A 20,619-nucleotide genomic window follows, 5' to 3' on the forward strand; every position below is an offset into this window, starting at 1 on the left:
TCCCGACCGTTGGTCCTAGAAGGTACCGCGCAGGCCGATCAGGAACTGACGTCCCGGCTTATACTGCGTGAACGTCGCATTCTCGAACTGGAAATAGGACCGCAGCGTCGCGTCGGTGAAGTTCGACACGTTGACCGTCAGCTGCGGTGCGCCCGCCAGGCCGAAGATCTTGTCGAGATCGAACGACGACGAGAAGTCGTAGGTCGTATAGTCCGTCCCGAACAGCGCCGCCGCCGGGATACCGTTCTGCGCCGCGCCGCTGTTCTGTGCGCCCTGACGCGAGGTCGTCGCCACCCGGAGCATCACGCCGTTCTTCTCGTAGAAGCCGGTGATGTTGTAGGTGAAGGGCGACACGCCGAACGCCGTTGCCGGGCCATCGCTGCGCTGATCGACGATCGTCGCATTGGCATTGAAGCCGAAGCCCGTGACGCCGATCATCCGGGTCAGGAAGTCGAGCGGTTGGACCCACTGGAATTCGAGGCCGTTGATCGTCAGCTTGTTGGGGACGTTGACCTGCGACGTGACCTGGACCTGCGCGACGCCGGGGCCGCCGCGCGACTGGATCGCGAACTGCTGGTTGGCGTTGAGCGTGTCGAAGGTGATGCCGTATTGCGCGAGTGCCGCGAACGGCACGGTGTTGATCGCGGTGTTGGTGAACCCCTCGATCGACTTGCGGAACGCGTTGAAGCTGACGACACCTTCGCGACCGGTATAATATTCGAAACCGAGATCGAGGTTGGTCGACATGTACGGCTTGAGCGCCGGGTTGCCGATGTTCGCCTGATCCGCCGACGGCGCACCGAAGTTGACGCCGGGCAGCTGGGCCGAGGGGTCCGGACGCGTCATCGTACGCGAGCCGGCGACGCGCACCACCGCCTGGTCGCCAAGGTCATAGGCGAAGGTCGCGGCGGGCAGCCATTTCGAATAGACGTTGCGCGTCGACACCTCGCTGACGATATTCACGTAGCGGCTGCCGTCGGGCAGGCTCGCGCCCGTGCTGGTCGTGTTGCGCGGATCCGGCAGCGAGACGCGACCCGTGATCGTCTGGATCGTGTTGACGTAGCGTACACCGACATTGAACCGCAGCGTGTTGTCGCCGATCTGCTGCGCGCCGTTGAGCGTGGCGAAGGCGGATTTTACGACTTCGCGGATCGCACCGCCGCTGGCGCCGGTGTTGGCCGCACCCGTCTCGGGCGCCGCGTCGTGGAAGCTGTCATAGTTGGTGGCGGCGGCAAAGGCCGGCCAGTCCACCGTGACGAACCCCGCCGGGCCGGGCTTCAGATAGCCGGGCACCGCCGCATTGGGAACCAGCGAGCCGCCATAGCTGACCGGCCCCGCCAGGCCGGTGGTCGCGCCCGTGCCATAGCCGGGATAGCTGGGATAGCCCGCCGGTGCGGCGCCGGGCGCGTTGAGGCCTGCGCAGGGCGGCTGGGTGTTGGGCGATGCGACGAACACGTCGGGATTGTTGCCGCAGACCGCATTCTGCCACGCCTGGCTGTTGTCGAACCCGCGAATGCGTCGCGACACGTCGTCGAACGCGCCGCCGATCTTGAGGTTGAGCGCCTTGCCGCCCCAGGTCAGATCACCGCGTGCGCCCTTGCTCTTGTTGAGACGCCGCTCGTCCTGGATGCCGACCCGGCTGCCCGCGTTCCAGCCAAAATTCGCGGGATCGTTCAGGTCGAGCCCGCTCTGGATCGTCGGGATTCCGCCGGTGTTGCTGTAGGTGACCGTGTTGCCGACGCCGAGCGGGGTGGTGAGGCCCACGGTCGGGCTCTCGCGGTGGAAGGTCGACCGCGCATAATTGCCCTGCAGCGAGGCCTTGAGCGTCGGCGAGATCTCCCATTCGCCGCCCGGGTTGATGCTGACCAGCTTGGTCGTCTCGGTATAGGGGCGGAATTCGTTGAAGAACTGCGCGTTTGCAAACGTGCCGCCGGTCACCACGCACCCGATCGTGCAATCGGGATTGTCGAAGGTCAGGTTGGTCGGAATGATCGCGCCGTTGCGGACGATCCAGGCCATGTTCTCACGCGTGAGTTCGTTCTTCTTGTAGCCGTACAGACCGTCGATGTAGAAATGCAGCGCATCGGTCGGCTGCCATTCGGTGCTGACGATCGCGTTGATCCGGTCGCGCGGGCCGCGGATGCTGGTCGTGCGACCGAGCCGCGGGAGCAGCGCATTGTCGATCTGCTGGATCGTCGCACCGGGGTTGTTCGCGAGCAAGAACGCCCGGTCGATCGGCGTCCCCGCGACCAGCCCGGCACCGGCGCCGGCGGGCACCACCGCCGGGATCGTCCAGTTGCCGCCGCCGGTCGTGTTGCAACCCGACGTGGCGCCGCACTGCGCCGCGGTCAGCGCCGGATTGGTATAGCCAATCGTCTCGAACCCGCGCGTATCGGTGAACAGCCTTTGTGCCGACACGCCGGCCAGGATTCCGAACGTGTCGGTCCGCCAGCTGCCGATCAGCGCGCCGCGCGCGCCGATCCGGTCCTCGGGCGACTGGCGCGTACCCTGGACGTTATAGTTCAGGAATCCCGTCGCGCGGTCGAGCGGACGTGCCGAGCGCAGATCGATATTGCCCGCCGCGCCGCCCTCGAGCAGGTCGGCGGTATAGCTCTTGTTGACGGTCAGCTTGGTGAACAATTCGGTCGGGAAGAAGCTCAGGTCGACCGAGCGATCCGTACCCTGCGCGTCGGTCGCACCCGATGACGCGACCGCGATCGTCGCGCCGTTGAGCGTCACGTTGGTGAAGTTCGATCCGAGCCCGCGGATCGCGACATTGGTCCCCTCACCCGTCACGTCGCGCGTGATCGTGATGCCGGGAATGCGGTTGAAGGATTCGGCGATGTTGGTGTCGGGAAACTTGCCGATATCCTCGGCAAAGATCGAATCGGTGAAGCCGGTCGACGCCCGCTTGGCATCGGTCGACTTGGCGAGACTGGACCGGTAGCCGGTGACGACGATGTCCTCGCTGGGCGTGCCCTGCGTGTCCTCGGTCTGCGGCGCGGGCGGCGTTGCCGGGGCGGGATCCTGACCATTGTCGGGCACCTGCTCCTGCGGCGGCGGTACCGTCTGCGCCAGCGCGATCGACGGCGCCAATACGGCCAGAGTGGTAGCGCACAACAAGGCTGCACGCGTCAGACGCGGCTGTCGAAATGGCTTCATGATCAGGGTCCTCTCTGTGGGGTCGTCGCCGTTCGTTGCGGCATACGAAGTCGGTACTGGGGCGCGGAAAGCGGTTCCCGGTTTGGCTAAAACGTGGTGCTGTTTGCGTATTTTAATGAGCCGGTAGGCGCGCAGGGCTACCCGAGCTGACTCAGGGCAAACGCCGTAGCGGCACGTGCGCCTGGGGCATCCGCCGGCCGGTCTGGCGGCGGCGACATTGGCCGGACACTTTCATGCTTACTCATCCTATCCCTCATGAAACCGTCTGACGCAGTCTAATGTTACCGGTATCTCGCCATGATTGGTTAGCGAGTCAAGCCGGTTTTGGTTTGGCCAATCCCTTAGGGCCTTCCCAGAGACCGCGAGGCCGTCTGATCCGGGCGGTCCGTGACGCATTTTGGTCTCAAGGGCTGCCCGCTGTCGGCGGTAACCGAATGCCCTTGGCACCCTGCCGCTATTCCGCGTTGACGCAGTGCAGCATAAAACCTACCAGCGCGCGCTCCCGAAATGCTAAGCCCGACCAGGCGCGGCCTTGCCCAGCGCCGGAGGCGCCGCTTTACCATGACCACGACCTTCGCCGACCTCGCTCTGGCGCCCTTCCTGCTCGAGGCGCTCGCCGAACAGGGCTATGCCCATCCGACCCCGATCCAGGCGCAATCGATCCCGCAGCTGCTGCAGGGCCGCGACATGCTCGGCATGGCGCAGACCGGCACGGGCAAGACCGCCGCGTTCGCGCTGCCGCTGCTCCACCGGCTTGCCGCCGATCCCCGCCCTGCCCCCAAGGGCGGCGCGCGCATCCTCGTGCTCGCGCCGACGCGCGAACTCGTGTCGCAGATCGCCGCCGGGTTCGAGAGCTTCGGCCGCCATCTGAAGCCGAGCGTGATGACGATCTTCGGCGGCGTCAGCCAGTTTCACCAGGTCAAGGCGCTCGAGGCGGGCGTCGACATCATCGTCGCGGCACCGGGCCGTCTGCTCGATCTGGTCGAGCAGGGGCTTTGCGACCTGTCGGCGCTCGAGGCGCTGGTGCTCGACGAGGCCGACCAGATGCTCGACATGGGCTTTGCCAAGCCGATCGAGCGGATCGTCGCGACCTTGCCCGCGGACCGGCACACGCTGCTGTTCTCGGCAACCATGCCCAAGTCGATCGCGACGCTGGCCGACAGCCTGCTGCGCGATCCGGCGAAGGTCGAGATCGCCCCGCCCTCGACCACGGTCGACCGGATCGAGCAATCGGTGATGTTCCTCGACGCCGCGAACAAGAAGGATGCGCTGCTCGCGCTGCTGCGCACGCCGGACATCGGCCAGGCGGTCGTGTTCACGCTCCAGAAGAACATCGCCAACGACGTCTGTGCGTTCATCGGCGAAGCGGGGATCACCGCCGAGGCGCTGCACGGCAACAAGTCGCAGGGCCAGCGCGAGCGCGCGCTCGACGCGTTCCGTGCCGGCACCGTCCAGGTCCTCGTCGCGACCGACATCGCGGCGCGCGGTATCGACGTCGACACGGTGACTCACGTCTTCAACCACGACCTGCCGAGCCTGCCCGAAAGCTATGTCCACCGGATCGGCCGGACCGGGCGTGCGGGCCGCAGCGGCTTTGCGGTCACGCTGTGCGATGCCGAGCAGCGCGCATGGCTCCACGACGTCGAGCGCGAGATCGGGCGGACGCTGACCGTGCACGACGATCACGAATGGCATTGCGAAGTCGCGCGTCACTCGACCAAGCGTGCGCCGGTGCTGGGCGGTGGCCCGGTCAAGCAGGTCAAGGCGCCCAAGCCGCCGCGCGAGCGCAAGGTGTGGACCGAGGAAGAGAAGCTCGCCGCGCGTATGGCCGCCCAGGCCGCCTGACCGCGGAGCACCGTGTCGACCCCGTCGTGACGGCGGGGGGCGACGCATGGTCATTCCCCGGTTTGCGGCTTAGGCTGCCGCGATGGCCATGATCCTTCGACACGCCCGCATGCCGGTGATCCTGTTGGCGATGCTGACGACGGCGCCCAGTGCCCCACCGACCGAGCGGGCACGGTGGGCGGCGCAGGCGGGACGCGTGACGATCACCCGCGACGATTGGGGGATCCCGCATATCCGCGGTCGGTCCGACGCGGATGCCGTGTTCGGGCTGATCTACGCACAGGCCGAGGACGACTTTGCGCGGATCGAAGCGAATTACCTGACCGCGCTCGGCCGGAGCGCGGAGGCGGACGGCGAGGACGCGGTCTGGGCCGATTTGCGGCAGCGGCTGTTCGTCGATCCGGCCGAACTGCAGCGCGACTATGCGGCGAGCCCGGCTTGGTTGCGGACACTGATGCAGGCCTGGGCTGACGGACTGAACTATTATCTGGCGACCCATCCGCAGGTGAAGCCACGGGTCCTCACCCGGTTCGAGCCGTGGATGGCGCTGAGCTTTACCGAGGGCAGCATCGGCGGCGATATCGAGCGGATATCGCTGAGCGACCTCAAGACCTTCTACGGCACGCCGACGCCGCCCAGCCCCGAGGAGCTGGGCATGGTACCGCGTGAACCGTCGGGCTCGAACGGGATCGCGATCGCGCCGCGCCTGACCGCGAACGGCCATGCGCTGCTGCTGATCAACCCGCACACCAGCTTCTACTTCCGCTCCGAGGCGCAGATGACGAGCGACCAGGGGCTCAACGCCTATGGCGCGAGCACCTGGGGCCAGTTCTTCATCTATCAGGGTTTCAACCCGAGTGCGGGCTGGATGCACACCTCGTCAACCGTCGACAATGTCGACGACTTTGCCGAACGGGTCGTCCGCGGCGACGCGGGCTACCGCTATCGCTACGGCAAGGCGCTGCGGCCGGTCACCACGAGGGTCGTCACTTTACGCGTTCGCAACGCCGACGGCACGTCGGGCACGCGCCGCTTCACCACCTATCGCACGCATCACGGCCCGATCGTCGCGAGCAAGGCGGGACGCTGGATCGCGGCCGCGCTGATGTGGAAGCCCGTGCCTGCGCTCGAGCAAAGCTATCTGCGGACCAAGGCGACTGATCTGGCGGGCTATATGGCGGTCGCGCAGCGCAAGGCGAATGCGTCAAACGATACGCTGTTCGCAGACATCAAGGGCGAGATCGCGTTTCTGATGCCGCAGTTCATGCCGATCAGAAGTGACCGGTTCGACTATACCCGGCCCGTCGACGGCAGTGACCCGGCGACCGACTGGCGCGGTCTGCATGGGCTCGCCACGCTGCCGAGCGTCGCGAACCCGCGCACCGGCTGGGTGCACAACACCAATGACTGGCCCTGGAGCGCGGCCGGCCCCGACAGTCCGCGGGCAGCGGATTATCCCCGCTACATGGATCAGGTCGGCGGCAATGCGCGCGGGGTGCATGCGGATCTGCTGCTGACCGGGAAACGCGGCTGGACCGCGGAGACGCTGCGTGCTGCCGCTTATGATTCCTACCTTCCCGCCTTTGCGCGGCTGCTCCCTGGTCTGGTCGACGCCTGGCGGGCGCTGCCGGCCAGCGATCCACGCCGGGCGAAACTCGCAGCGCCGATCGCGCTGCTCGATCGCTGGGATCACCGCTGGGGCTATGACTCGGTCGCGACCAGCCTTGCAGTGTTCTGGGGCGACCAGTTGTGGCGCGAGGTCGGCGGGGTCGCACAGGCCGAGCGGATGAACGTGCCCGACTACATCGCCACGCGCGTCACGCCGGAGGCCAAGCTCGCTGCGCTATCGGCGGCGGTCGATGAGCTGACCCGCGACTTTGGCGACTGGCGGACGCCGTGGCAGGCGATCAACCGCTTCCAGCGGCTCGACGACGCGATCCAGCCGCATTTCGACGATGCGCGCGCGTCGACGCCCATCCCCTTCACGTCCGCGCAATGGGGCAGCCTCGCATCGTTCGGTGCCAAGCGCTGGCCGGGGACGAAGCGCTATTACGGGACCAGCGGCAACAGCTTCGTCGCGGTCGTCGAATTCGGACCGCGCGTGAAGGCGACGGCGGTGATGGTCGGCGGCCAGAGCGGCGATCCCGCGTCCCCGCACTTCGCCGACCAGACCGCGCGCTACGCCGGCGGCACGCTGCGTCCGGTCTATTTCCACCCCGACGAGCTAAAGGGGCATGTCGCGCGGCGATATCGTCCCGGCGGCTAAGTCTTTCGAATGGCGACGGTGCGCGCCAGCTCGTCGCGCGCCAGCAGGATCTTGCGGCGTACGTCGATCGGCAGCGAACGCTGCTCGCCAAGAAAATCGTCGACGATCCGCAGCGCCTCCGGGCTCACCTGCCCGCCGATGAACGCGTCGATCCAGGCGGGCAGGAAGAAAATGCGGCGATTCTGCCGGATCCACAGCAGCCGATCGAGCGCCGGCCGCAGGAACCCGATCGTCAGCGCCGCCTGCCCGTCCGCATTGAATGCGCCAAGGCTTTCGCTCGCCCATGCCTCGTTGAGCGCGGCATCGTCGAAATAGCGCTTGAAATAGGCGGTCTTCACCGCCGCCCGCGGGGATGCAGCCTCCGCGACGAAGGCATCCTTCGCGGCCTCGGTCGAGCTATCGCGCGCGCGCTCGGCGGTGAAGCGCGTGCCCGCGTCGGGCGCGCCGATCGTGATCAGCCGCCGGACGATCGCCCAGCGTGTCGGCTGGCGGATAAGCTCGCCGGCCAGTCGCGCGCGGCCGTCGAGCAGGGCGCGGAGGCGGTCGAGCGCGAGCGGCGTCCGCGCGGTTGCGATCAGGCGGTCGAGTGCATCCTTGCGCAGTCCATAGCCGATCGCCGCATCGTCGATCCGTGCGAGCAGCGCTGTCTCCCAGCCCGCCCGGAGCCCCGCGCCGCGTGCCTCGGTGAGATAGACGTCGAGCGCCGCGGCCCCGCGCGAAAGGATCGCACGCGATATCTGTTCGTCGCGCTCGGCGGGAAGCTCGCGCAACAGCACCGCAAGATAGCGTTCGGGCGGCAACCGGCGGTCGCGGACGACGTCCCAGAGCGCGCTCCACAGCATCGCGCGCAACAGGCTGTCCGTCACGCTGCCGACGCGTGCGGCGATCCACGCGACGGTCCGGTCGTCGGGCATGAACAGGCCGTAACCCTGGTCGTCGTCGTTCGCCCATACATAGTCGGGCGCGGGCAGGCCGGCGGCCTTGTCGACGGTCGCGACCGCCCCTTCGAAGCGTGCGTCGAGCACGACGTCGTCGCGGTCGTGATAGCCGAGGCGGACGCGCACCTTCATCGGCCAGGCGCCGCCCGGATCACCCGGCAGCCTGCTCTCCGGTCGCTGTTTCAGCACGAGCGCCTCGATACGCCCCTGCGCGAGCGTCAGCGCGGTCTCGATCCGCGGCAGCCCTGCGCGCAGGACATAGTTGCGACCGAACGCGCCCAGATCGATACCCGACGCCTCACCCACCGCGCCGAGCAGATCCTGCCAGGTCGCATTGGCATAGCCATGCCGGGTGAGGAACAGGTGCAGGCCGCGCCGGAACCCGTCCTCGCCGACGAAGAACGCCAGCTGCTTGATGACCGCCGGCGCCTTGTTGTAGACGATCGGTCCGTAATTGCTCTTGGCGGCGTCGAGATTGTCGAGCGATTGCCAGAGCGGTGCCGTGCCGCTGGTCGCGTCGGCGCGATAGGCCGGCGTCTTGATCGACAGAAGGAACGTCGTCCAGGCGTTGCTGTCCGGCTGCAGGTCCGCCTGGATCCGCGCGGCCATGAAGGTCGAGAACCCCTCCTTCAGCCACAGATCGTCGAACCGGCGCATCGTGACGAGGTCACCGAACCACTGGTGGCTGATCTCGTGATAGATGGTCTGGTCGCGCGCCAGCCGCTGCGGCAGCGTCGGCGGCTCGCGGAAGACGAAGCGGTCCTCGTTGTAGAAGACCGCGCCGACATGCTCCATGCCGCCGAAGGGAAAGGCCGGCGCGAGCACGAGGTCGAGCTTGGCGAAGGGAAAGGCGATGCCGAACCAGTCGGCGAGCCAGCGCACCGCTGCGCGATTGGTCGCAAGCTGTGTCTCGGCATCGACCTCGGCGGTACGCGAATGGCGGGCGTAGAGCGTGATCGGCTGCTCCCCGGCGGGGGCCGATGTCGTGCCGACCCAGGGCCCGGCGGCAAAGGCGGCGAGATAGGTGGAGATCGGCACGGTCTCCGCGAACCGCCAGCGGGTCGCGGCGCCTGTCGGAGTCTTCGCGGCGACCGGCCCGTTGGCGATCACCGTCCAGCCGTCGGGCGCGACCACGTCCCAGCGGATGCGGGCCTTGAGGTCGGGCTGATCGAAGCAGGGAAACAGCAGATTGGCGTCCGACGGGACCAGCAATGTGTAGAGATAGGTCCGCCCGTCGGCCGGGTCCTTGAAACGGATGATCGCGGCCCCTGCGCTGGCGATCGGGGTCTCGAAGCGCGCCGACACGGTGTTGGCTCCGGTCTTGAGCACGCGCGCGGGCAGCACGAGATGACCATAGCGTCGCGCGGTGGCCGGGACCGCCACGCCGTTCGCCTCCAGCCCGGTGAGCATCGTTCCGCGGAAATCGAGGACGAGGTCGCCGCTGTCCCTGACCCGGTCGAACCGGATCACGACCGACCCGACTGCACGGTCCGCGGCGGTGACGTCGAGCGAGATGGCGTAGCGCACCCGCGCGATCTGTGCCGCCCGCCGCCGCGCCAGTGCGAGCGATATCCCCGGCCCGGTCAGCGGATCGGCGGCGACGGCCGCCTGCGCCATGCCCGGCCAGCCGATCGCCGGGAGTGCGAGCGCGCCCTTCAACAGGGCGCGGCGGTCCGCTTCGCGCGGCGTGTCCGGATCCATCGTCGCGCCCCTTATTGCCGGTGCGCGGCGATGTAGCGACCGACCTGTTCGTCGAGCACGTCGAGCGGCAGCGCGCCCTGGTCGAGCACGGCTTCGTGGAAATCGCGAATGTCGAACCGCGACCCCAGTTCGCGTTCGGCGCGCGCGCGCAGTTCGGCGATCTTGAGCTGACCGACCATGTAGCTGGTCGCCTGCCCCGGCCAGTTGAAATACCGGTCCACCTCGCGCGCGATGTCCTTGTCGGACACCGAGCTGTTCGCCTTGAAATAGGCGATCGCCTGGTCGCGGTTCCAGCGCTTTGCATGGATGCCCGTGTCGAGCACCAGCCGGATCGCGCGCCATACCTGGAGCGACAGCATGCCGAACCGCGCATAGGGATCCTTATAGACCCCCATCTCGTTCGCCAGCCGTTCCGAATACAGCCCCCATCCCTCGATATAGGCGCCATAGCCGCCGAACTTGCGGAATTTGGGGATGCCGGTCAGTTCCTGCTGGCGCGCGATCTGGAAATGATGCCCCGGCGCGCCCTCATGCGCGGCGATGCCGGCGACCTGAACCTTCTGCGTCTCGTTCATGTCGACCAGGTTGACGTAATAGATTCCGGGCCGCGATCCGTCCGCCGACGGTGGGTTGTAAAAGGCGGTGGACGCGGTGCCCTCCCGCCATTTCTCGACCGCGCGCACCTCGAGCGGCGCCTTGGGCAGGGTCCGGAAATAGCGGGGGGCCGCCGCCATCACCGACGCGATCACGCCGCGCGCGTCGCCGAGATACTGTTCGCGCCCCGCACTGGTGTTGGGATATTTGAACTGGGGATCGGTGCGGATCTTGTCGAAGAACTGTTCGAGCGTGCCGGTGAAGCCGACCTCGCGCTTGATCGCCTCCATCTCCTGCCGGATCGCGGCGACCTGTTTCAGGCCCAGATCGTGGATCTGGTCGGCGGTCAGCGCGGTCGTGGTCGAGGTCTTCAGCCGGTCGGCATAATAGGCCGCGCCATCGGGCAGATTCCAGGCCCCGAAATTGCCCTTCGATTGCGGCTCGATGGCGTCCAGCGTCGCGAACAGCCGGTCATAGCCGGCACGGAACGGCCCTGTCAGCGCCGCGCGCGCTTCCTCCAGCAACGCCGCCTTGGTCGCCGCGGGCACTGCCAGCGCGGTTACCTTCTTGCGGAAATCGGCCATGACCGTCGAATCCGCGCCCGCGTCGAACGGGGCACCGACCAGCACGGCGCGTGCATCGGCGCGGGCGGGTGCGAAGTTGACTTTGTTGGGGATGATTCCCGCCGCCGCCTGCTCGCGCATCGTCGTGCTGACCTCGCGCATGACGCGCTCGGTATCGCGCAGCCGTGCGATATAGGCCTGCGCGTCGGCGAGCGTATCGACCTTGTGGTTGTTGATCAGCAACACCGGGATGTCGCCCGCGGGGCTGCCGTTGGTCGTGACGGGGAAGCGCAGCTTGCGGAAGCGCAGCGATTGCCGCCCGCGGTCGACCTCATATTCGAACAGCCGGTAGCTCACCCGCGCGCTTTCGCCCAGATCGTCGGGGCGGAACCGCGACCGCATGGCCTTCAGCTGCCGCTCCGACAGGGCCTGCGCGCGAACCGCGGCCGCGTCGGTATAGTCGTCGAGCCGGTCATAATGCGTCTTCAGCCCGAGCTGGGTCAGCGATTCCGGGCTGAGATCAAGCTGTTCGTCATAGGCCTTGTCAAGGAATGTGAGCAGTGCCGCATCCTGTGCCGCGACGCGCTGGGTCTCCACCGGCGCCGGGGCGGCGGCGAGGACGATCGGCACGGTGGGCAGCAGCAATAGGGCAAAGGCAAGACGCATTACATTCTCCTGTCGAATGCGTGCTTGTCGCGCGCGGATCCCGTCAGCGCAATCACGGACCGCCAATTCCGTAGCCGCGCCGTCGTCAGGCGCGAAAATGCCGATCGCGCGTTCATGCCATGATGAAAGACCTTCCTACTCTGCTGCGCGAGCGGGCCAGATCCGGCGCCAAGGCCCGGATCGTCGGGCAGGTGCGTGCGCTGTTCAACGACCAGGCGCGCGGCGAGGCGCCGGTCGAGCGCAGCGCTGCGGCGATGTTCGCGCCCGATGCGGTGATCGGCACGGTGCATGGCGACGTGGTCAGCATGATGGTCGGCGGCGTCGCGGCACTGCTGCTGCAGATGCTGCACCCGGCGGTTCTGGCGGGCGTCTGGGATCACTCGAACTTCCGCACAGACATGCTCGGCAGGTTGCGGCGCACCGCGCGGTTCATCGCGGTCACGACCTATGGCGAGCGCCCCGATGCGGAGGCGGTGATCGCGCGTGTCCGCGCGGTGCACGCGCACATCGCCGGTACGCTCCCTAACGGCACGCCCTACCGCGCGGACGACCCCGCGCTGCTCGCCTGGGTCCATGTCTCGGAGGCCTGGTGCTTCCTCGCCGCGTGGCAGCGTTTCGGCGACCACCGGCTCGGCATGGCCGAGCAGGACGCCTATTGTGCAGCGTTCGCCGAGGTCGGCGAACTGCTTGGCGCCGCATCGCTGCCGCGGGATCGGGCGGGAACGGACCGTTATCTGCAGACGATGCGCCCGCAGCTCGTCGCGGATGCTCGGACGCGCGAGGTTGCCCGGTTCGTGCTGGAGCAGACACCCGCAAACCCGCTCGCCCTGCCCGTGCAGCGTATCGTGATGCAGGCCGCGGTCGATCTGCTGCCCGCATGGGCGCGGCGAATGCATGGGCTGGCGGGGTCGCCGGCCTTGATGCGGCCCGTCGTCACGTCGGGCACGCGCAATCTGGCGAGAACATTGCGCTGGGCGTTTGTCGTCCAATAGCCGATCCCCGGCCATCGCGATTAAACTACCAGCCGGTATGTTAATCTGGTTGACAGGTTTCCGCGGCGCTTTATATACCAGCCGGTAGACAAACAGTCCCGGCCGACGGTCGGTCAAATTGTCGTCCGTCAATCGTCTTCCGGCCAGCGAAGTTGCCGACACTGTCCTAGTCGAACGCCAAGAATTCCGCAGTTTTCAGACCGGTTACGGCGTAATGCCGGCGACCGGATATCGTCCACGCTTGTCATCTGGACTGTCGATGCCGCGCGCACCGACGATCGGTGACGCATGTCCATTACAACGGGGGGCAATCCCATGGCATATCCCAGATTCACGTGCACGTCAGCCGATCGATCACGGAGCGACGCGGCATGACCGTGTTTTCCCCGATCAAAACGGCCGACGCCGCGCCGGTGGAGGCCCCTGCCCCCCGACGCAGACCCGTTTGGCAGCGCGGCGCGATGCTGCTCGTGCCCGTGGCGCTGGTGGGCGCGATCGGCGTCCGGCTGCTCGATCAGCCCGATGCGGCTATGGCGGCGCCCCCGCCCGCCTCGGTCACGGTCGCATCCCCGCTGGTACGGCAGGTCAGCGAATGGGACGATTATGTCGGCCGGTTCGCGCCGAGCCGCAGCGTCGAGATCCGGCCGCGTGTCGCGGGCGAAGTCACCGGCGTCCACTTCCATGACGGCGATATCGTCCGCAAGGGCCAGCTGCTCTTCACGATCGACTCGCGCCCGTTCGCCGCGGCGCTGGCAGAAGCGCACGCCAACGTCGCGAGCGCCAGGAGCGCCTTGTCTCTCGCGCGTACCGACCTCGGCCGCGCGCAGCGGCTGGTCGCGGACGAAGCCGTCTCGGCGGGTGAGGTCGACGCGCTGCGTGGCAAGCTCGAAGCTGCCAGCGCCGCACTCGCCGCCGCGCAGGCGCGCGAACGGGCCCGCGCACTCGACGTCGGCTTCACGCAGGTTCGCGCGCCGATCGGCGGGCGCATCTCCGATCGCCGCGTCGATGCCGGCAACCAGGTCGCGGGCGGCGAAGGCACCGGCGGCACCGTGCTGACGACGATCAACGCGCTCGATCCGATCTACTTCAATTTCGACGGGTCGGAGGCGCTCTACCTGAAGACGCAGCGCGCACGGCAGCCCGGTGCGGCGCCGGCGGCGGTCGAGATCCAGCTTCAGGACGAGACCGAGCATCGCTGGAAGGGCAAGCTCGACTTCACCGACAACGGGCTCGACCAGCGCTCGGGCACGATCCGCGGCCGAGCGGTGCTCGCCAATCCGGGTTATTTCCTGACGCCGGGGATGTTCGGCAACATGCGCCTCGCGAGTGCGGGGACGCGACAGGCGTTGCTGGTGCCCGACGATGCGGTGCAGACCGATCAGGCGCGCAAGGTCCTGCTGACGATAGATGCGAAGAACGTCGTGAGCCAGAAACCGGTCGAGCTCGGGCCGGTGGTCGATGGCCTCAGGATCGTCCGCTCGGGGATCGGGCCGAACGACCGGGTCATCATCCAGGGCACGCAGATGGCTATGCCCGGTGCCACGGTGGCACCGAAGCCGGGCCGGATCGCGGTCGCGACCGGGGCGCCTGCTCCGGCGTCGGTCCAGCCCATCTCGGGTGAGGCCACGCTCTCCAAATAAAGTCCGTCATCCTGACGAAAGTCAGGATCCAGAGTTCGAAACGTCACGCTGTTGGCTCTGGATCCTGATTGTCACCAGGATGACGGAGCGATCGAGCGCGCCCCTCTACCGAGGAAATTCTCATGCGCTTCTCGCGCTTCTTCATCACCCGGCCGATCTTTGCGGGCGTGATCGCGGTGATCATCACGATCGTCGGTGCGATCGCCTATATGTCGCTGCCGGTGTCGCAATATCCCGACATCGTCCCCCCCACCGTCACCGTCAGCGCGACCTATCCGGGCGCGTCGGCCGAGACGGTCGCCGAAACCGTCGCCGCGCCGATCGAGCAGGAGATCAACGGCGTCGACAACATGCTCTACCAGTCGTCGCAGTCGACCGGCGACGGCAAGGTGACGATCACCGTCACCTTCAAGATCGGCACCGACCTCGATGCCGCACAGGTGCTCGTCCAGAACCGAGTCGCGGTCGCGGTGCCGCGCCTGCCCGAGGACGTCCAGCGCCTAGGCGTGGTGACGCGCAAGACGTCACCCGACTTCCTGATGGTCGTGAACCTCGTTTCGCCCGACAACTCGCTCGATCGCGGCTACATCTCCAACTATGCGCTGACCCAGGTCCGCGATCGCCTCAGCCGGATCGACGGCGTCGGCGACGTGCAGCTGTTCGGCGCGCGCGATTATTCGATGCGCGTCTGGATCGACCCCGGCCGTGCCGCCGCGCTGGACCTCACCGCGGGCGAGATCGTCGCAGCGCTGCGCGCACAGAACGTCCAGGTCGCCGCCGGCACGCTCGGCCAGCCGCCGTACGACAAGGGCAACAGCGCGTTTCAGCTCAACGTCGAGACGCAAGGGCGCCTGACCGATCCCAAGCAGTTCGCGGACGTCGTCATCCGCACCGATGCGCAGGGCCGCCAGGTCCGCGTCTCGGACGTCGCCCGCGTCGAGCTTGGTGCGCAGGATTACGGCGCCAACACCTATCTCAGCGGCAAGCCCACCGTCATCGCCGCGGTCTTCCAGCGTCCCGGCTCGAACGCGCTCGGCGCGGCGCAGGCCGTCACCGCCGAGATGGAGAGCATGTCGAAGCGCTTTCCCAAGGGCCTGGAATACAAGGTCATCTACAACCCGACCGAGTTCATCGCGCAGTCGATCGACGCGGTGAAGCACACGTTGTTCGAGGCGATGATCCTCGTCATTCTGGTTATCCTCGTCTTCCTGCAGAAATGGCGCGCGGCGATCATCCCGATCGTGGCGATCCCGGTCTCGCTGATCGGCACCTTCGCGGTGCTCGCCGCATTCGGCTACAGCCTCAACAACCTCTCGCTGTTCGGCCTCGTCCTCGCGATCGGGATCGTCGTCGACGACGCGATCGTCGTGGTCGAGAATGTCGAGCGCAACCTCGAACACGGGCTTTCGCCGCTGGAGGCCGCGCGCACGTCAATGGACGAGGTGTCGGGTGCGCTCGTCGCGATCGTGCTCGTGCTGTGCGCAGTGTTCATCCCGACGGTGTTCCTCACCGGACTCTCGGGCGCATTCTACCGGCAGTTCGCGGTCACGATCTCGACCGCGACGATCATCTCGCTGCTCATCTCGCTGACGCTGTCGCCAGCGCTCGCCGCGATGTTGCTCAAGCCCACCGCCCCTGCGGGCTCGGGCAACCGCGTGACGCGCACGCTGCGCCGCGCCGGCGATGCGTTCAACCGCGGGTTCGAGCGGATGAGCGAAAGCTATGGCCGCCTCACCGCACGCCTCGTCGCCGCGCCGAAGCGGATGATGATCGCCTATGCCGCGCTGATCGCGGTCACGGTCGGCGTGTTCATGGTCACCCCGTCGGGCTTCGTACCCGCGCAGGACCAGGGCTATTTCCTGACCGTCATCCAGCTGCCGCCCGGCTCGTCGGTGGAGCGTACCGACGCGGTGATGCAGAAGGTCGCCAAACGCATCCTGCCGCTCGCCGGCGTCAAGGGCGCGGTCATGCTCGCGGGCTTTGACGGCCCGTCGCAGACTCTCGCCCCCAACTCGGCTGCCGCCTATATCCCGCTCAAGAGCTTTGCCGAGCGCAAGAAACTCGGCGTCACGCTCGCCAGCATCATGGCCGAATCGCAGAAGGCGACCGGCGACATCACCGAAGCGCGGCTGTTGATCGTCCCGCCGCCCTTGATCCAGGGCATCGGCTCGGCCGGCGGCTATCGCCTGATGGTGCAGGACCAGGGCGGCCACGGCTATGGCGACCTCGGCAAGACGAGTTACGACCTGATCGGCAAGGCGAACCAGACCAAGGGCCTGGCGCAGGTCTACACCTTCTTCGACACCGCCACCCCGCGCATCTTCGCCGATGTCGACCGCGCCAAGGCCAACCTCCTCGGCGTCCCCCCGGAGCGCGTGTTCGAGGCGTTGCAGGTCTATCTCGGCTCGGCGTTCGTCAACGACTTCAACCTGCTCGGCCGCACCTTCCGCGTCACGGCGCAGGCCGACGCACCGTTCCGCAACACCACCGCGGACATCGCCAACCTCAAGACGCGCTCCAATTCGGGCCAGATGGTCCCGGTCGGCTCGGTCTCGACGTTCCGCGACAAGACCGGCCCGTACCGCGTCGTCCGCTACAACCTCTTCCCCGCGGTCGAGGTCGATGGCGACACCGCCAAGGGCTATTCCTCGGGCCAGTCGCTGGTGGCGATGGAGAAGCTTGCCGATGCGTCGCTGCCCGCGGGCTATGCGCATGAATGGACCGGCATCGCCTACCAGCAAAAGGCGGCCGGCAGTACCGCCGCCTTGGTCTTCGGGATGGCCGTGCTGTTCGTCTTCCTCGTGCTCGCCGCACAATATGAGAGCCTGACGCTGCCGCTTGCGATCATCCTGATCGTGCCGATGTGCCTGCTCGCGGCGATGACCGGGGTGAATTTGCGGGGGATGGACAACAACGTCCTCACGCAGATCGGGCTGGTCGTGCTCATCGCCTTGGCCGCGAAGAACGCGATCCTCGTGGTCGAGTTCGCCAAGCAGGCCGAGGAGCAGGACGGGCTGTCGCCGGTCGAGGCGGCGGTACGCGCGGCGAAGGACCGGTTGCGGCCGATCCTGATGACGAGCTTCGCGTTCATCCTCGGCGCGGTGCCGCTGGTGATCGCCGACGGGGCCGGCGCCGAACTGCGCCAGGCGCTCGGCACCGCGGTGTTCTTCGGGATGATCGGCGTGACCGGGTTCGGGCTGCTCTTCACGCCAACTTTCTATGTCGTCGCACGGGCGCTGGCGATGCGGTTCGAACGCCGTCGCGCTGCCCCCGCCGCGACCCTTCAGCCAGCCGAATAGGACCAGCCTCATGAAGTCCCTGCTTCTCGCGAGCCTCTCGGCGCTGACGCTCGCCGCGTGCGCCGCCGGCCCCGACTATGTCGCGCCGATCACCCCACCCAAGGCCGCCGCATCGTTCGTCACCGCGAACGCCGCTACGATCACGACCGCGCCCGATAACGACTGGTGGCGGATGTACCGCGACCCGGCCCTCGACGGCCTCGTCGCCGACGCGCTCGCGGCGAATACCGACCTGCGCGTTGCGGTAGCGCGGCTCGACAGCGCCCGCGCCTCGCTGCGCGGCGCCAAGACCGACCGCGAGCCGCAGGTGAACGCCAGCGGAAGCGGCAATTACTCCCGCACCTCGCAGCTTCAGAACCTGCCCGGCTTCGACCGCGAGCGCGCCACCTACGATGTCGGGCTCGACGTCAGCTACGAGGTCGATCTGGCCGGCCGCGTCCGCCGCAACGTCGAGGCCGCGCGCGGCGACGTCGGCGCGGCGCAGGCCGATGCCGATGCGGTGCGGGTCTCGATCGTCGCCGCCACCACGCGCGCCTATGTAGACGCCGCCTCGTCCGCCGAACGCCTCGCGGTCGCCCGGCGGATCGTCGACCTGCTCGAGAAATCGAACACGCTGACGGGCAAGCGGGTCGACGCGGGTCGCGCCGCGCGTCTCGATCAGGTCCGGATCGCTGCCCTGCGCGACCAGCGCGCCGCGAACATCCCGCAGATCGAAGCCGAACGTCAGGCGGCGCTCTTCCGCCTCGCCACGCTCACGGGTCGCACGCCGCAGGACCTGCCCGCCAGCGCCGGCGCGCGCACGACCACGCCGCGTCTCGACCGGCCGATCCCGATCGGCGACGGCGCGATGTTGCTCGCGCGCCGCCCCGACGTGCACGCCGCCGAACGCCGCCTCGCCGCCGCCACCGCGCGGATCGGGGTGCAGACGTCGCAGCTCTATCCGCAGATTGCGCTCGGCGGGTCGATCGGCTCGACCGCGCTCAGCGTCGGCGACGTCTTCACCGGCGGGCCGGTCCGCTGGCTGCTGGGCCCGCTGCTCAACTGGACGGTCAACCAGTCGGCGGCGCGCGCGCGCATCGCCGGCGCCGAGGCCGATACGCGCGGCGCGCTCGCCAGCTTCGACGGCAGCGTGCTGACCGCGCTCGAGGAAACCGAGACCGCGCTGTCCAACTATGCGCGCGAACTCGATCGCCGCACGCAACTGCAATCCGCGCACGACAACGCCGCCACCGCCGCGCGCATCACCCGTGCGCGCCAGCGGGAAGGCCAGATCGACTTTCTCGACGTCCTCGATGCCGAGCGGACGCTGGCGGATACCGATACCGAGCTCGCCGCGGCCGACGCCCGCATCGCGGGGGCGCAGGTCGACCTGTTCCGTGCGCTCGGCGGGGGGTGGCAGGCGCCGCACCGCCCCGCGGGCTGACACCGGCGCGGCATCGTCGCGTGTCACTGATCCGTCGCCGGCACGTCATCAAACTGTACCGGCGGGCGCATACCGCCTGGGCCGATGGGGACGTCCGAGCTCAGCATGGCCGATACGGGGGCGGGTCGCCTCTGGGCGGGCTGGTCACGTCTACGCGCGCAGGTCGAGCGGTTGACGCGGCGGGCGGATGGCGAGGATCTGCTCCACGACGCCTATGTCAGCCTGGCGACCCTGCCCGCGGCGCCGCGCAACGACGAGGCGTTCCTCGTCCATGCGGCGGTCAATCGCGGCCGCGATGCATTCCGGCGCGAGGCGGTTCGCGGCGCGAGCGAAGACGCGGGAGCGATCGAATGGCTGCGCGACTGTTCGCCGATCCAGGACGAAGTGCTGATCGCGAGGGCGCGGCTTGACCGGGTGCGCGAGGGCCTCGATCATCTCAGCCCGCGGACTCGCGAGATCTTCCTGATGCAGCGGCTCGACGGGTATAAATATCGCGAGATTGCTGCGCGTCTGGGAATAAGCCAGAGTGCGGTCGAAAAGCACATGGCCAAGGCGATGACCTTCCTGGTCGATTGGACGGAGGATTGGTGAGCACGCAATGCATGGCCGCAAATCCCTAGACCGGATGTTTTCGGACAAGGCGGCGCCCGAACGCACCGCGGCGGAATGGATCGCGCGGCTCAACGCGGACGACGTCAGCGCGCAGGACGCGATCGTCTTCCGGCAGTGGCTGACCGCGAACCCCGAGCAGGCCGAACGGTTCGAGCGCGCGACCGACCTTTGGGACATGGTGCCTGGAACCGCACCGTCGCGCGCGCCGGTGGTGACGCGCCGCCGCGCGCTGGGCGGGGTCGCGGCACTCGCGGTCACGGCCGTCGCGGGGACAGGTGTGTTCCAGGCAGCCTATGCCGCGACGCCGTATCGGACGGGGATCGGCGAGCAGCGACGGATCGTGCTGCCCGACGGCTCGGCCCTGCTGCTCGACGCGGTCACCCGGCTTCATGTGGTCGCGACCGAGCGGCGGCGGCGGCTCTGGCTGACGCAAGGTCGCATCGACCTAACGGTGGCGCCATCCGCGACCCCGTTCACGATCACCGCGGCCGACCGGGCGATGACCGCCGGCGCGGGCCGCTTCGACCTGCGATGCGACGCGCGCGACGGGGCGGCCTTTACCGCGATCGAAGGGCGGGCGACGATCGCCGCGACGACGTCGACTGGCGCTGCGCACCTCCTGACCAACGGGTCGCGGCTGCGGAACGATGTGATCGATCGTCCCGACCTTGCGGCGACACGGGCCTGGACCAGCGGTCGTGCCGCGTTCCACGACGATACGCTCGCGACGGTTGCCGAGGAGGCGAACCGGTACAGCACGACGCGGCTGGTGATCGCCGACCCGGCGGTCGCTGGGCTGCAGGTCAGCGGCATGTACCGGATGGGCGACAATGTCGCGCTGGGGCGTGCGCTCGCGACGCTGCTCGGTTTGCGGTTGCGAACGATGGACAGTGCCGTCCTGCTCGGCGGATAAAAATT

At 67.9% G+C, this 20,619-nt stretch carries 11 protein-coding genes; 8 read left to right on the forward strand and 3 right to left on the reverse strand.

The features are described 5' to 3' along the window. Positions 1–15: 15 nt before the first annotated feature. A complete protein-coding gene (locus FHY04_RS11825) occupies positions 16–3,162 on the reverse strand; it encodes a TonB-dependent receptor (protein WP_221211752.1) in 3,147 nt (1,048 codons plus the stop codon). A gap of 561 nt (positions 3,163–3,723) precedes the next feature. On the opposite strand from FHY04_RS11825, the gene FHY04_RS11830 reads away from it, so the two are divergent. Both FHY04_RS11830 and FHY04_RS11835 read left to right on the forward strand, forming a co-directional pair. Next, positions 3,724–5,007, forward strand: a complete 1,284-nt coding sequence (locus FHY04_RS11830; RefSeq protein WP_031396629.1) for a DEAD/DEAH box helicase — start codon at positions 3,724–3,726, stop codon at positions 5,005–5,007. 82 nt (positions 5,008–5,089) lie between these two features. Then, the gene (locus tag FHY04_RS11835) at positions 5,090–7,273 is read left to right on the forward strand and encodes a penicillin acylase family protein (RefSeq protein WP_183936543.1); all 2,184 of its coding nucleotides are present in this window, start codon (positions 5,090–5,092) and stop codon (positions 7,271–7,273) included. On the opposite strand, the gene FHY04_RS11845 is transcribed toward FHY04_RS11835, so the two are convergent. Together FHY04_RS11845 and FHY04_RS11850 are read right to left on the reverse strand one after the other, a co-directional pair. After that, positions 7,270–9,912, reverse strand: coding sequence for a M1 family aminopeptidase (locus FHY04_RS11845; protein ID WP_260171473.1), 2,643 nt, complete (start codon positions 9,910–9,912; stop codon positions 7,270–7,272). The genes FHY04_RS11835 and FHY04_RS11845 overlap by 4 nt on opposite strands. Before the next feature lie 11 nt (positions 9,913–9,923). Then, positions 9,924–11,735, reverse strand: coding sequence for a DUF885 family protein (locus FHY04_RS11850; RefSeq protein ID WP_183936544.1), 1,812 nt, complete (start codon positions 11,733–11,735; stop codon positions 9,924–9,926). Between the two features lie 122 nt (positions 11,736–11,857). Between FHY04_RS11850 and FHY04_RS11855 the strand changes: the two genes are divergently transcribed. From FHY04_RS11855 to FHY04_RS11880, 6 genes are all read left to right on the forward strand, one after another. After that, positions 11,858–12,727, forward strand: coding sequence for an oxygenase MpaB family protein (locus FHY04_RS11855; protein ID WP_183936545.1), 870 nt, complete (start codon positions 11,858–11,860; stop codon positions 12,725–12,727). A 371-nt stretch (positions 12,728–13,098) separates the two neighbouring features. Continuing rightward, positions 13,099–14,367, forward strand: coding sequence for an efflux RND transporter periplasmic adaptor subunit (locus FHY04_RS11860; protein WP_183936546.1), 1,269 nt, complete (start codon positions 13,099–13,101; stop codon positions 14,365–14,367). Between the two features lie 122 nt (positions 14,368–14,489). After that, positions 14,490–17,666: an efflux RND transporter permease subunit gene (locus FHY04_RS11865; protein WP_183936547.1), complete on the forward strand. Its 3,177-nt coding sequence runs from the start codon at positions 14,490–14,492 to the stop codon at positions 17,664–17,666. 10 nt (positions 17,667–17,676) lie between these two features. After that, a complete protein-coding gene (locus tag FHY04_RS11870; RefSeq protein WP_183936548.1) occupies positions 17,677–19,089 on the forward strand; it encodes an efflux transporter outer membrane subunit in 1,413 nt (470 codons plus the stop codon). Positions 19,090–19,194: 105 nt separating this feature from the next. Further along, positions 19,195–19,680: an RNA polymerase sigma factor gene (locus FHY04_RS11875; protein WP_260171474.1), complete on the forward strand. Its 486-nt coding sequence runs from the start codon at positions 19,195–19,197 to the stop codon at positions 19,678–19,680. 7 nt (positions 19,681–19,687) lie between these two features. Next, a complete protein-coding gene (locus tag FHY04_RS11880; protein ID WP_260171475.1) occupies positions 19,688–20,614 on the forward strand; it encodes a FecR domain-containing protein in 927 nt (308 codons plus the stop codon). Positions 20,615–20,619: the final 5 nt, after the last annotated feature.

Source organism: Sphingomonas sp. BK481 (assembly GCF_014194875.1).
In the GTDB taxonomy this organism is placed as follows: Bacteria; Pseudomonadota; Alphaproteobacteria; order Sphingomonadales; family Sphingomonadaceae; genus Sphingomonas; species Sphingomonas aerolata.

Coding starts and splice junctions, on each gene's coding strand:
- FHY04_RS11825 (WP_221211752.1), bottom strand. CDS start 3,162: ATGAAGCCATTTCGACAGCCGCGTCTGACGCGTGCAGCCTTGTTGTGC.
- FHY04_RS11830 (WP_031396629.1), top strand. CDS start 3,724: ATGACCACGACCTTCGCCGACCTCGCTCTGGCGCCCTTCCTGCTCGAG.
- FHY04_RS11835 (WP_183936543.1), top strand. CDS start 5,090: ATGGCCATGATCCTTCGACACGCCCGCATGCCGGTGATCCTGTTGGCG.
- FHY04_RS11845 (WP_260171473.1), bottom strand. CDS start 9,912: ATGGATCCGGACACGCCGCGCGAAGCGGACCGCCGCGCCCTGTTGAAG.
- FHY04_RS11850 (WP_183936544.1), bottom strand. CDS start 11,735: ATGCGTCTTGCCTTTGCCCTATTGCTGCTGCCCACCGTGCCGATCGTC.
- FHY04_RS11855 (WP_183936545.1), top strand. CDS start 11,858: ATGAAAGACCTTCCTACTCTGCTGCGCGAGCGGGCCAGATCCGGCGCC.
- FHY04_RS11860 (WP_183936546.1), top strand. CDS start 13,099: ATGACCGTGTTTTCCCCGATCAAAACGGCCGACGCCGCGCCGGTGGAG.
- FHY04_RS11865 (WP_183936547.1), top strand. CDS start 14,490: ATGCGCTTCTCGCGCTTCTTCATCACCCGGCCGATCTTTGCGGGCGTG.
- FHY04_RS11870 (WP_183936548.1), top strand. CDS start 17,677: ATGAAGTCCCTGCTTCTCGCGAGCCTCTCGGCGCTGACGCTCGCCGCG.
- FHY04_RS11875 (WP_260171474.1), top strand. CDS start 19,195: ATGGCCGATACGGGGGCGGGTCGCCTCTGGGCGGGCTGGTCACGTCTA.
- FHY04_RS11880 (WP_260171475.1), top strand. CDS start 19,688: ATGCATGGCCGCAAATCCCTAGACCGGATGTTTTCGGACAAGGCGGCG.